The following is a 12,516-nucleotide window of genomic DNA, read 5'->3' as shown; positions in this document are numbered from 1 at the left end:
AATTTTTCGTCTTCAATTTCTTTATAATGAGGATTAAAAGAAAGGAGAAGTCAATTTTTATTCACTCGCATAATGCTTTGATGAGTATAGCTTGTATGTATAAAACAAATTTGCTTACGGTTCACGACGCATTATATTACCAAAATAAAGTAAATAAACATACATTAAAAAGTGTGTTTTATGTGTTAGAAAAAATCTTGTATCTCAGGGTAGGTTTTGTTCATTTTATATCTGAATTCACAAAAAAAATGAGTTTATTCACCACTTCAGAAAATTTTGTAATTATACCTAATACATCACATCTAGAAAAGTTTAGCCTAAAAAGCAAGTCTAAAAATGAAGCTGAATTAATAGTTGAATTTGATCCTAATAAAACCAAGGTGTTCGTAGTGAGAAGTATGGAAGAAAGGGCTAGAATCGATTTACTCATAAAAGTAGCTGAGCAATTAGAAGACAGTAATTTTGAAATTTTTGTTGCAGGTAAAGGTCCATTGTATGATTTTTATGGCAATCAAATAGAAACATTGAATTTAAAGAACATAAAGCTTTTAGGCTATATAAATGACGCGAGCCTCATTACCTATTATTCGGTCTGTGATATGGTATTGATGCCGGCGGAATATGCAGAAGGTTTTGGTTTGCCAATTATTGAAGGCTATTTATTTAATAAACCCGTAATTGCTTCAAATAAATGCGCAATCCCAGAAGTTATTATCTCTGAAGCATTTTTGTTTGAGAATACAGTCGAGAGTATTATCGATACACTCGATTTTGCTGAACAGAAGCTAAGTGGACCGTATAAGAAATATTACACTACTAATTTTTCTAATACATATGTTTTAAGTCAATTTAGCGCCTTATATAAAAACTTAATGTAATGAGTATATACATATTTACATTAGTGGTTTTATTGATTTTTTCATTCCTTGAATTAAGAACAAGTCTTACATCTATTCAGCATAATGGCATGTTGTTTGCGGTGTATGCTCTTTTTGTTTTTCAAGTTGGATTTCGTTGGCAAACAGGTACAGACTGGGAAACCTATCTAGTGCATTTTGAAGAAATAAGAACTATCTCAGATGTATATTTGACAATAACTGGATTTGAGCAAGGATATAGTTTTTTTGTTTTAATAGTAAAAAACTTAATGGGCAGTTACACTGCATTTCTTGTGGTGCATGCGTTACTTTATTATGTGTTGGTTTTTTCAGCATTTAAAAGACTGAGCCCTTATATTTTTATTTCATTATTAGTGTTCTATGCTACAAGCATGGGTGTAATGGGATCCAATAGGCAACTAATTGCTTTAGGGATTTGTTTATTTGCATTGCGATATGTTGTAAATAAAAATGCGCTTAAATTTTTTCTTTTAGTTGGATTAGCGTTTTTATTTCATAGTTCAGCGATTCTTTTCAGTGTATATTATTTTTTAAATAAAGATATAAAGCAATCTTTAATCATTGCAATACTTGGAGTCTCCTTTATTATAGGAAAAACAAGCTTACCAATTTTAGCTTTTTCTTTTGTAGGAGATAATATTGGAGGTATGGGTTCAGCCAAAGTCTTGGCTTATACAGAAAGATACCAAGAGGACCCCGAACAATACAGACTTGGTATAATGGGGTTGATTAAGAGATTTCTTTTTCTAGGGATATTTATTTATAACTACAAATATTTAACAGCGAAACTGTCATACTACAAAATAATTTTTAATGGTTATTTTGTTGGACTCATTATTTATTTTCTATTCTCGAGTTCTATATTGGTTATAGTCAACAGGGGAGGTTTATATTTTGCTACCATGGAAGTATTGCTTATAGCTTCCCAATTTTTATTGATAGAAAATAAGCATTATAAAGTCAATTTACTTTTACTATTATTTATAGTTACGCTTTTTTTGTTTTTTCAATCTATAGTAGGCTATCCAGATTTGTTTTTACCATATAAAGGGGTTTTTATTAACCCTGATTTCCATAGATACAGACTAGATTAAAGAATTCAATTTTAAGAGAATATGTCAAAACGTAATATAGTAATATCAGCCATAAATTTTTTCGAAGGAGGACCTTTGTCTGTATTAACAGACTGTTTGGTGTTTTTAAATGACAGTAGTTATCTAAATCAATATAGGTTCATCGCTTTAGTACATAAAAAGGGCTTGTTTGATGAAAGTGAGTATGCCAATATAGCGTTTATAGAATTCCCAAAATCAAGAACATCTTATGCCTACCGCTTGTATTATGAATATTTTTATTTTAAAAGCTTAGCCAAAGAGCATAATGTGTTTTTTTGGTTGTCTTTACACGATATGTCACCTAGTCTTGGTAATGTGAGTCAAGCTGTGTATTGTCATAATCCATCACCTTTTAATACGTTAAATTTTAGTGATATTTATGTGCAACCAACACAGTTTTTTTTCAGGTTGTTTTATAAATATTTATATAAAATAAATATTAAAAAAAACAAATATGTAATCGTCCAGCAGTTGTGGATTAAAAATCAATTTGAAGCGATGTTCAATCTCGGCAGGTATAAAATTATTATAGCGCCGCCAGAAGTTCCTAAAATTGAAAGTAAATATTTGGAGAAAAGCAAGAAGAAATTGAATAATAAAGAGGCTTCTAGAAAAGTGTTCTTTTTCCCAACATTCCCGAGACCTTTTAAAAACATTGAAGTTATCTGTGAAGCTATGAGATTGTTGTTAGAGAAAAAAAGTCAAAACGTTGAAGTTATAATTACAATTGATGGTTCAGAAAACAAGTATTCTAAGGCAATTATTAAAAAATATAAACATTTAGATAATATTAGATTTATTGGATTGATAAAAAGAGAAGAAGTGTACAAACACTATTCAGAATGTGATGGTCTTATTTTTCCGTCAAAATTAGAAACTTGGGGATTACCCCTAAGCGAATTTAAACAGTTTAACAAGCCCATGTTTGTTTCTAATTTACCCTACGCAAAAGAAACCCTTGGTAACTACGATTTTGTGAGTTTTTTTAACCCTGATGATGCTGTCCAATTATCTGAATTAATTATAAATGCTTCAGAGAATAAATTGGTGTTTGATAAAACAGATGCTATTGACTATGAACAACCTTTTGTAAATGGGTGGGACGAATTATTTGAGACACTCTTAAAATAAATCATATCTAAACAAAGATAAGTAGGATAAAAAAATATGGTTTAATTGGAACTACAAAATTAGTGCGGTCATTATTTTACACAAAACTATTTTTTAGCAGTGCAAAATTAATTCGTCTTTTTTTACATTAAAAATAAACGCCAGATCAAAGCCGGCGACTATTTTACAACTGGTTTTGGCCGCAGGATGGAGGCTTTTCTATTAAATAACGAGAGTAGATTTTGCTTAACCATTGGAAAGAATGAAGAAATAAATGGACGTGTTCAAATTACTTATTTTAAGCATTTTACATTTTAAAAAGCGACTATTGTTGATTAAAATTTTGTGGGTTCAAAAGGTTTGCCAGAGTATTTTATTGCTGCTGGTATGCCAGCATAGCCAATTATGATTTTCAATTTTAAACCTCCTAGATGGGGAAAATATGGGTCAAATAAAATAGATTTATGAATTTTAAAAAATGCATTAAAAACAAATAATGAAAGATATTTTAATAACCGCATCTCTCGTAGTCTATCACAATTCTAAAGAAGACATCAAAAAAGTTATCGATTCGTTCTTAGGATATGGTTCAACTTCAATTCTTTTTATTGTTGACAACTCAGCTTCTGATTCACTTAGCGCACTTTGCAGTGACTCTAGAGTTAAATATATTTTTAACAATACCAATGTAGGCTTTGGAGCCGCTCACAATATTGCTTTTAATGGAGCATATCAATTAGAAAGTGATTATCATATTTTATTAAATCCAGATGTGTATTTTGATCCTTCAATTATAAAGGATTTAATTTATAAGACAGAGTCAGATGCTTCAATTGGCCTCTTAATGCCAAAAATTGTGTACCCAAATGGAGACACACAAAATTTATGTAAACTCATACCATCTCCAAAAGACCTTATATTAAGACGATTTATTCCCTTTAAGGGGATTAAAAAGAGACTTGAAAATAGATATGAATTACGCTTCTACTGTTATAATGAAGAAGCGGAAATTCCAATCTTGTCGGGTTGCTTTATGATGATTAGAACTTCTGTTTTAAAAAAAGTTGAAGGCTTTGATGAGCGATTTTTCATGTATCTTGAAGATGTTGATTTATGTCGCAGAATAGGTAAGATTAGTAGGTTAGTGTATTACCCAAAAGTTGAAATAGTTCATAATTATGAAAAGGGGTCCTATAAAAACAAAAAATTATTGTCGTATCATATTAAATCTGCTATCAAGTATTTTAATAAATGGGGTTGGGCTTTTGACAAGGAAAGATCAAGAATTAATAAAAAAACGTTGCTAAATTTAAAGCGGCAAAAATAATATTAGGGTTGTGAAAAAAATTCCAGCAACTAGAGAAATTGATAAGACGAAACAGGTGCTTAAGCTTCACAAAGACTGATTTATTTAATTAAATTAAGAATAATGTAAATTACCATTCAATAATAAAAGAGTGTATATGAAACATAAACACTTTATTCTAAAGGTGATTATTTTGTTGGAATCTTACAAGTAGGTGCTCAAAATAAATCTCAGATTTATTAGAATCAACTAGGATATTATCTTGTAACATATAGATTACTTTTTGGTTGAACTCCAATAGTTTTGGTCAAATAAAAAACAGCAATGTATTTCAATTAAAAAACGCTTTGTTATTGGATTTTTTTACTTTTGAAGATGAATTTGATGTTTCTTATAAAGCTGCATTTATCGGTAATGTAGCATCTAAAAATGAATTGTTTGTCAATGAACTTTATTTTAGGTTTGTGAGACAATAAGCTGCAATTACATCTAGGAGTTAAATAAGGTGAAGTGCTTTGGAACAGATTGTTTTCGTCAAATGGTAATCTGGCAATATCAAACAATGCTCGTGCTTTTCCAGGTCTTAACCTTTAACTTTCTGACTTTATAACCATTCCTTTATTTAACAATAAACTTTCTGTTAGATGGAGTTATAGAGATTTCCTAATGAATTATGATAGGGTAGGTAAAACGCGTTTACATTCAAAAATCTTAGTATTTAAAACGATATTATCTATTCGTTTAGAGGCAACACCAAGGGTTCCCCATATTTTACGCCAAATATAGTTGGAGAAGCTGGAGTTACAAAAGGTGCAGTATAAGGAGACAATCGTTTTACGGCATTTAATGCTGGCATATAAGGAACTCTTAAGGGAATAAAATATAAAGAGCTTTTAAGCCATACAGCCTATTTTGGTTGGTTTGAGAATGAGAATGAACCTAACCCGCAACAATTTTCTGATCTTTTAGAACGTATCTTGTCAGAAGGAAAAACGATGCCTTTTGACCTCGTTGTTGGGACGGCTTTTTATAGGTACTTACAGTTCTAAAAACATAGGAGGTTTTGTTAAATTACCAAAAAACAATGTTCTTTAAATAAAACTATTTAATGTCTATTTAAACAATTTTTTAAACCACGACTTATTATTGTGTTCATTATTACCATATCCATAACCGTATCCATATCCATACCCATACCCATACCCATGAGCACTCTTTGGATTGGTATCATTAAGAATAAATGCCATGTCTTTTATGCGTTCACTTTCATAAAGTTTCTCTGGAATTTTCAGCATCCGTTTATCTAAATAATTAGCCCTAATTACGTAAACAAATAAATCTGATTTGCCCTCACTCAGTTCAACCGTGTCTGTCACTAAATTTACTGGAGCGGTATCTACAATAATATAATCGTAATTTGCTTTTGCATAGGTTAGTAATTTATCAAAACGCCCATTCATAAGTAATTCTGAAGGGTTCGGCGCGATTACACCACCCTGCAATATATCAAAATTATATAAAGAATTATGTTCAATTAGTTCCTCAGGTGCAAGCGTGTCTATCGCTAAATAATGAGTGAGCCCGTCTTTATCGGGGATGTTCATATATTCAGATAATTTTGGACTGCGTATATCTGCCCCAATCAACAAAACTTTTTTTGATGATAATGAAATGATACGTGCTAAATTAATTGAAACAAAAGATTTCCCTTCCCCTTTAATGGTGGAAGAAACAAATATGGTTTTAGCGTCTGGACCTTTTTTAGCCAGAAGGAAATACACATTCGTTCTGAGAATGCGAAATGCTTCAGTAATAGGGCTTGTATCTGTAATTGAAATGATGAACTCACCATCTCCTTTATATCTTGGTATGTCGCCAAGAATGGGCGCACTTAAGTTAGAATCTAAGTCATCAATGGTTTGCACTTTATTATCAAATAAGAACATGAGGTATAATAAGACAAAAGGAACTAAGATACCCAGAGCACCGGAAATAGGGTAGACTAAAATTCGTCTGGGGGAAATTGGTCTTGGACCACCATACGCAACATCTATAATTTTTGCATTGGGCGCTTTAACGGCTAGTGCGATAGCATTTTCCTCTTTTTTTTGTAATAAGTATAAATAGAGTGTTTCTATAATTTGTTGCTGTCGTTTAATATCTCTGAACTGCCTTTCTTTTTTAGGCACTGAGGTTATTTTTGAATTTAATTTAGTTTCTTGGCTTTCTAAATCATTCAAAGTAATAGTAAGCGTGGATTTTAAATTGAGTAAACTTTGAGAAACACTTACCCTTAAGTTGTCAACTTGATTTTTTAAATTGATAATTACCGGATTTAAATCGTTAGAACTTTGTGAAAGCCTATTCAATTCTAATAATATTTCATTGTATCGCGACGCACTTTCATTCAACGAAACACTTGGTAAGCCTAAATTTGACGGTATAAGGTCTTTGTCGTTTTTACTAATATGATCAATTACATAATCGATCATCTTCAATTGAGTTTTTAGATCTAAGGTTTCTTTTTCTAAAGCATCATTTGAGTTTAAAATGATATTAGCTTCAAAGTCTAGATCGGTTAATTTGTTGGTGGTTTTAAAAACTTCTACATCATTATCAAGAAGTAATAATTCTTCTGAAATCCCATTAACTCGCTCACTGATGAATTTATCAGTTTTTTTAGCGATCAGGCTTTTATCAATAATAGACTCTATATTATATTGTTTTAGTAAAAAGCTTAAGATATCGGATGATTTTTCTTTGTTAGCTCCTTTAAGAGACATTTTAACCAAACTCGATTTTCTATTCACCGGTTCGATAAGAATTTGATTTCTATAAGACTCTGCAACAATCTTTATAGGGCTGATCTGGATATTAATTTTTAGTCCAATTTCTAATGGAACTGATCCCGTTGGTATTACAGTGAAATCTGTAATTTTACTCTTAATGTTTTCGCCAAAAACATAATTTCCGATATTCTTACCCTTAGCATTGATTAAATCAAAGTTGCTTTTTGAAGTTGTGGTTATTGAAATTAAGGTGTCTTTAGCATAAATTAGGGAGTCTCTGCCAAAGAAATTAATTTTGAAAGGGAGACTCTTACCATACAATTCTGAATCACGAAAACTTCCTTCAGCAAAGTATGTTTTGTTTATTTTTATTTTTTGAATAACCCGTTCCATTAGACTTCTTGATTTCAAGATGCCTATTTCAGTGTCAAATTGCGATTTTCCAGTAGAGGCAAGTCCTAAGTCTTCAAATGCTGAAAGTTCAGAAGATAAACTTTCATTTTCTTTGTCCTGAATTAAAATGGTAGATGTCACCTCAAATTGAGGCGTTGTATATCGCAGGAACATAAAGGCACCTAAAACAGCCAATAGTAGTCCAAAGACAAACCATTTCCAATGAAATAAATATTTTTCTAAAAACTCCCGTAAATTAAAATCTTCGCTTTTTAAGGTATTCGATTTATTATTTTCTTGCATAAGGTTCGAATTTAACGAATGAGAATGGCGACCAATGTAATTAAAATACTCAAGGATGCAATAATGGCTGAAGTATTAGGTCCCACTACAGATGAGTTTACTTTTGTGTTATTTGGTTCAACATATATAACGTCGTTTTGAGCTAAATAAAAGTAGGGTGAATTAAATAATTCTTTGTTGGTTAGATCTATAGACGTAAACGTTCGCTTCCCATTTTGTTCTCTTATTAAGATAACCGACTTTCGTTTTCCATATATTGTTAAATCTCCAGCGAGTCCAATGGCTTCGATAATAGAAATTCGTTCATTGAAAACTGGGTAGCTCCCTGGTAATCGCACTTCTCCTAATACCGTTATTTTAAAATTATCCAGTCTAATATTAATAACTGGGTTTTTTAAATATGGTAGTAGCAATTCAGTCAACTTATTTGTTAGTTGTTTCGTAGTCATTTGAGCTACTATAATTTTTCCTAAAACAGGGAAATTAATTTCCCCATCTACATTAACAATATAGGGCAGAGGGACTATATTAATACCCCCGGGAGAGTCATAAATATTAAACGGAACTGCAGCTTCAGCTTCTATCGCAGTAACATTGATAAATAAAATATCTCCAGGTTGGATTGTAGATTCATAATTTAAAAGCGTTTCATTTATCTGTTGCTCTTCTTCATCTTGAAAATAGATAACTCTTTTGGAAGATGCGCATCCAACGAGGAGCCCAAGCAACAATCCAAGACTAATTTGCTTGTGATAGGTAGCGCTGTTTTTAATCATTTTCTTGATGATTTGTTTTAATTTATTCTCTAAATAGTAACCTCTCTTCAAGATTTATAAGGTGTTAATAAGTTTTTAATTTTCATTTTTTCGCTTGTATTCGAGTACTCCTTGACAAAAAAAGAGCAAACTAGTTTAATTCAATATTAGTACAATTACACGAAAGAATGCACTCAGAAAATTATATAAAACTAGGTGTTAAAATTGATTCTTTTTAAAAAAATCAAATCTAGTGTTTTTTCTTGGTTTTATATTGTCAATTCAGCTTTTGAGGTTTTTGAAATTTTTAGAAGGGTTCATTAATTGCATAATGTACTGTTACAAATACGTGAATAGTCTTTCAAAGAGCAAATAAAAAATTGAAGATTAAAACAAAGTTAACAAATATAGTTCGGGGATTTCACTGTGAGCTGATCCTATTATATCTTATAGTAAAAAGAAGACTTAACCGAAGAACTAAGTTAATTAGTTTAATTAACAGACTGTTTCGGCTCCTAATTTAAATATGTTAAAAACAAACATATTGTTGTTTTATTTAGTTTGTGGATAAATAAAATTTTCTCGTCCATCAAGCTTAAAAGGTTGAATTTGCATTGAAGATATTAGGAGATGGGTATGTTTATAATTTTAAAGCCCGTGAATTAATAAATGTTCCATTCTTAGTAAAACAAAGGATAATGAATTGTTTTTTAGTGAAATATTCAGAATTTGAGGAATCAATATGCAACTCTTTTTGTTTTAGATTGGACCAATGGTTTTTTTATGATTTAAAACAAAAAGGCTACACAATATTATCAATTTTTAGAAAGCAACTTAGAATTGGCTTTATTTTTTGGGAAACCATCCAACCTACTTAAAGACAATACGCTAGTTATGTCAGTTTTTATTTAAGTTCATAGAACGGAATTAAAGACATTAATAAAAGATATTGGAGGAAATTAGGCTAGGAGTGTTTCCAATAAAACCAATTATTTTGTAGATGGAAATAATTTAGGGACAAGCAAACAAACGATGGCTTAAGGTTTAAAAACCAGTATTATTTCAGAAGTTAAACTTTTAGCTATGTTAGGATGGGATTTATTATAAACTTAATTCTATTTTTGCACACTTTTTGGTTTGGATGTTTAAAAAAATACATAGAAAAAAAATTGAGAAAATAATTGAAAAAGCGCTTTTGAAAAGAGATGCTTCGCAATTAAATGCAAAGGTTCAAAGCGTTGCTTTTCTTTTTGACGAACAAATTCAAAAAGAAGTTTCATTTTACAAACCCATAGCGAATGTATTTTCTATTTCGACAGAAACAATTGAATATCTTGCCTTTGTAACATTCGACAAAAAGAAGCCGTCTTTAGAACATCAATTCACAAAAAAAGATTTTTCTTGGCAAGGAAAAATAAATTCTGAAAAAATTGAGAGGTTCATTCAAAAAGAGGTTGATGTTTTAGTTTGTTATTACAAAGGGGATCATGAATATTTAGATCTAATTTCAGCAAAGAGCAATGCTGCTTTTAAAATCGGCTTTAAAGGGAATGATGAGCGAATCGCAGACTTAATTTTAGCTTTAGATCCCTTAAATGTAGATACTGTTGCTCAGGAAATAAAAAAATATTTGGCCATTTTAGGGAAAATTTAAAAAAAAATGAAAGATTTAATAGGAACTGGTGTTGCCTTAGTAACACCATTTACGGCAAATTTTGAAGTTGATGTTAAGGGCCTTGAAAGTGTTGTGAACTTTCAAATAGAAAATGGTATTGACTACCTCGTGGCTCTTGGTACTACCGGCGAAAGCGCTACGCTAAGTAAAGTCGAGAAACAACTTGTTATTGATACTGTTGTTAGTGTCAATGATGGAAGGGTGCCTTTGGTTTTAGGCATAGGCGGCAACAATACGGCTGAGGTTGTGGCTGAATTCCAAACACGAAATTTAGATGCTTTTACGGCAATTCTTTCGGTTTCTCCAATGTATAGTAAACCTACACAAGAAGGGATTTATCAACATTTTTCTGAAATAGCAAAAGCATCAGATAAACCAATCATTTTATACAATGTTCCAGGAAGAACAGGGAGTAATATAGAGCCCGAAACAGTTGCTAGATTGGCATATGATTTTGAGAATATAGTTGCAGTTAAAGAAGCAGCTGGAGATATTGTTCAAGCAATAAAAATGATTGATCAAACACCAGAGGGTTTTCTTGTAATTAGTGGAGATGATATGATTGCATTACCAATGATTTTATCTGGAGGAGCTGGAGTTATTTCGGTAATTGGGCAAGGGTTTCCTAAGGAATTCTCAAATATGGTTAAGCTAGGCTTGGAAAGAAATGTTAATCCTGCTTACAGTATTTATTATAAAATTGTGCCAGTAATAGATTATATTTTTGCTGAAGGCAATCCAGCAGGGATAAAAACCGTTTATAGTATTCTAGGAATTTGTAGTGATAAAGTTCGTCTTCCATTAGTGGGTGTTAGTGCCCAATTGAGAGAAAAAATAGAGCGGTTTATTGATTGTTTTTAGGTTAAAGTTTGTTAAGAGTTTAGCGGTTAATTTAATCTCTTAACCACCAATCATAATGGGTGTCAATAAGTTTTTTAAATAGGTAATTAATATGTATCTTTGCACGATGTTTTTTAAAAAAATAAATAAATTTTTTTTCTATATTTTAGCGGTTGGTTTTTTGAGTACTTCTTGTAGTCATTACCAAATTGTTTTAAAAGGCGATGATGCTGTGGCAAAATACCGTGCTGCAGATTCTTTGTATCAAGTTGCTACCACAACTGGAAAGAAAGGAAAGTATAAAAAAACATTAAAGTTGATGGAGCAAATTGTGCCTGTATACCGGGGGAAACCTCAGGCAGAGAAGTTGACTTATATGTATGCTAATACATTTTACAATCTTGAAGATTTTGTCTTATCGGGATACCAATTTGAACGTTTTGAAGCTTCCTATCCAAAAAGTGATAGTGTAGAGTTGGCCGCATATAAATCTGCTAAAAGCTACTATGAATTGTCACCACGTTATTCGCTAGATCAAGAAGACACAAGAAAAGGATTAGACAAACTACAGGCTTTTGTAAACAAATACCCTGATTCTCAGTATCGAGAGGAAAGCAACGCTCTTGTAAAAGAGTTAAGAGAGAAATTAGAGAAGAAGGATATCAAGATTGCAGATCAATATTTAAAAATTGGTCAGCAAATGGGAAGTTTTAAACCAGCTATGGATGCCTACGAAAATTTCATCTCTGACCATCCAGGATCTGTATACAGAGAACAGGCATTTTATGGTAGATTTCTTGCCTCCTATAATCGTGCCATAAGTAGTTTGCCTTCCGCTGTGCAGGAAAGACTTATTAATGCAAAAGAATTTTACAGTAAATATTTAAAATATTATAAAACCGGCGAATTAAAAGTAGCGGCAGATCTAATCCTATTGGATATTGACGCACGTTTGTCTGGTTATGACGAAATAACTTCAGAAAATTAAGACTATGGCAGATATTAAAAACAGTGAAGCTCCTTTGAGTACCACTACAATTGACAAAAATAAGGTAGATGCACCTACAAATAACATCTACGAAGCAATTTCTATAATTAGTAAAAGAGCAAATCAGATTAATGGCGACATTAAAAAAGAATTGCTCGAAAAATTGGATGAGTTTGCTACTTATAACGACAGTTTAGAAGAGATTTTTGAAAACAAAGAGCAAATTGAAGTTTCAAAATTCTATGAAAAACTTCCTAAACCACATGCACTAGCCGTGCAAGAATGGTTAGAAGATAAAATTTATTATCGCAATACTGCAGACGAAGTTATTGAAGACTAAAAG

Annotated in this window: 11 protein-coding genes; 8 read left to right on the top strand and 3 right to left on the bottom strand. The window is 31.4% G+C overall.

All coding sequences use genetic code 11. The features are described 5' to 3' along the window. The first annotated feature begins 248 nt into the window (after positions 1-248). The 4 genes from ABXT67_RS16955 (at position 249) to ABXT67_RS16940 (ending at position 4,451) form a co-directional block, all read left to right on the top strand. Complete coding sequence (locus ABXT67_RS16955) at positions 249-878, top strand: glycosyltransferase (RefSeq protein WP_415375213.1); 630 nt, start codon at positions 249-251, stop codon at positions 876-878. After that, the gene (locus tag ABXT67_RS16950; protein WP_415375212.1) at positions 878-1,993 is read left to right on the top strand and encodes an EpsG family protein; all 1,116 of its coding nucleotides are present in this window, start codon (positions 878-880) and stop codon (positions 1,991-1,993) included. The genes ABXT67_RS16955 and ABXT67_RS16950 overlap by 1 nt, the downstream gene beginning before the upstream one ends. A gap of 21 nt (positions 1,994-2,014) precedes the next feature. Next, a complete protein-coding gene (locus ABXT67_RS16945) occupies positions 2,015-3,145 on the top strand; it encodes a glycosyltransferase (RefSeq protein ID WP_415375211.1) in 1,131 nt (376 codons plus the stop codon). A gap of 475 nt (positions 3,146-3,620) precedes the next feature. Beyond that, positions 3,621-4,451: a glycosyltransferase family 2 protein gene (locus tag ABXT67_RS16940; protein ID WP_415375210.1), complete on the top strand. Its 831-nt coding sequence runs from the start codon at positions 3,621-3,623 to the stop codon at positions 4,449-4,451. Between the two features lie 712 nt (positions 4,452-5,163). Here the strand turns inward: ABXT67_RS16940 and ABXT67_RS16935 are convergent. From ABXT67_RS16935 to ABXT67_RS16925, 3 genes are all read right to left on the bottom strand, one after another. Then, positions 5,164-5,286 (bottom strand): hypothetical protein, encoded by a 123-nt coding sequence (locus ABXT67_RS16935; RefSeq protein ID WP_415375209.1) that lies wholly within the window; start codon positions 5,284-5,286, stop codon positions 5,164-5,166. Between the two features lie 256 nt (positions 5,287-5,542). Further along, entirely contained in the window at positions 5,543-7,915 is a 2,373-nt protein-coding gene (locus ABXT67_RS16930) for a GumC family protein (protein ID WP_415375208.1), read from the bottom strand. Positions 7,916-7,926: 11 nt separating this feature from the next. Next, positions 7,927-8,742 carry a polysaccharide biosynthesis/export family protein gene (locus ABXT67_RS16925; protein WP_415375207.1) on the bottom strand — a complete coding sequence of 272 codons (816 nt, stop codon included), beginning with the start codon at positions 8,740-8,742 and terminating at the stop codon, positions 7,927-7,929. A gap of 1,069 nt (positions 8,743-9,811) precedes the next feature. Here ABXT67_RS16925 and ABXT67_RS16920 point away from each other — a divergent pair. From ABXT67_RS16920 to ABXT67_RS16905, 4 genes are all read left to right on the top strand, one after another. Next, complete coding sequence (locus ABXT67_RS16920) at positions 9,812-10,324, top strand: DUF6913 domain-containing protein (RefSeq protein ID WP_415375206.1); 513 nt, start codon at positions 9,812-9,814, stop codon at positions 10,322-10,324. A 6-nt stretch (positions 10,325-10,330) separates the two neighbouring features. After that, a complete protein-coding gene (gene dapA, locus ABXT67_RS16915) occupies positions 10,331-11,206 on the top strand; it encodes a 4-hydroxy-tetrahydrodipicolinate synthase (RefSeq protein WP_415375205.1) in 876 nt (291 codons plus the stop codon). Positions 11,207-11,312: 106 nt separating this feature from the next. Continuing rightward, positions 11,313-12,173, top strand: a complete 861-nt coding sequence (locus ABXT67_RS16910) for an outer membrane protein assembly factor BamD (protein ID WP_415375204.1) — start codon at positions 11,313-11,315, stop codon at positions 12,171-12,173. Between the two features lie 4 nt (positions 12,174-12,177). Continuing rightward, positions 12,178-12,513 (top strand): DNA-directed RNA polymerase subunit omega, encoded by a 336-nt coding sequence (locus ABXT67_RS16905; RefSeq protein ID WP_415375203.1) that lies wholly within the window; start codon positions 12,178-12,180, stop codon positions 12,511-12,513. Positions 12,514-12,516 lie beyond the last annotated feature (3 nt).

Origin of the sequence: Patiriisocius sp. Uisw_017 (assembly GCF_047731265.1) — a bacterium.
Taxonomy (GTDB): Bacteria; Bacteroidota; Bacteroidia; order Flavobacteriales; family Flavobacteriaceae; genus Patiriisocius.
The sequence above is the reverse complement of the archived record's forward strand: the minus strand, read 5'-3'. Positions and strand labels throughout refer to the sequence as shown.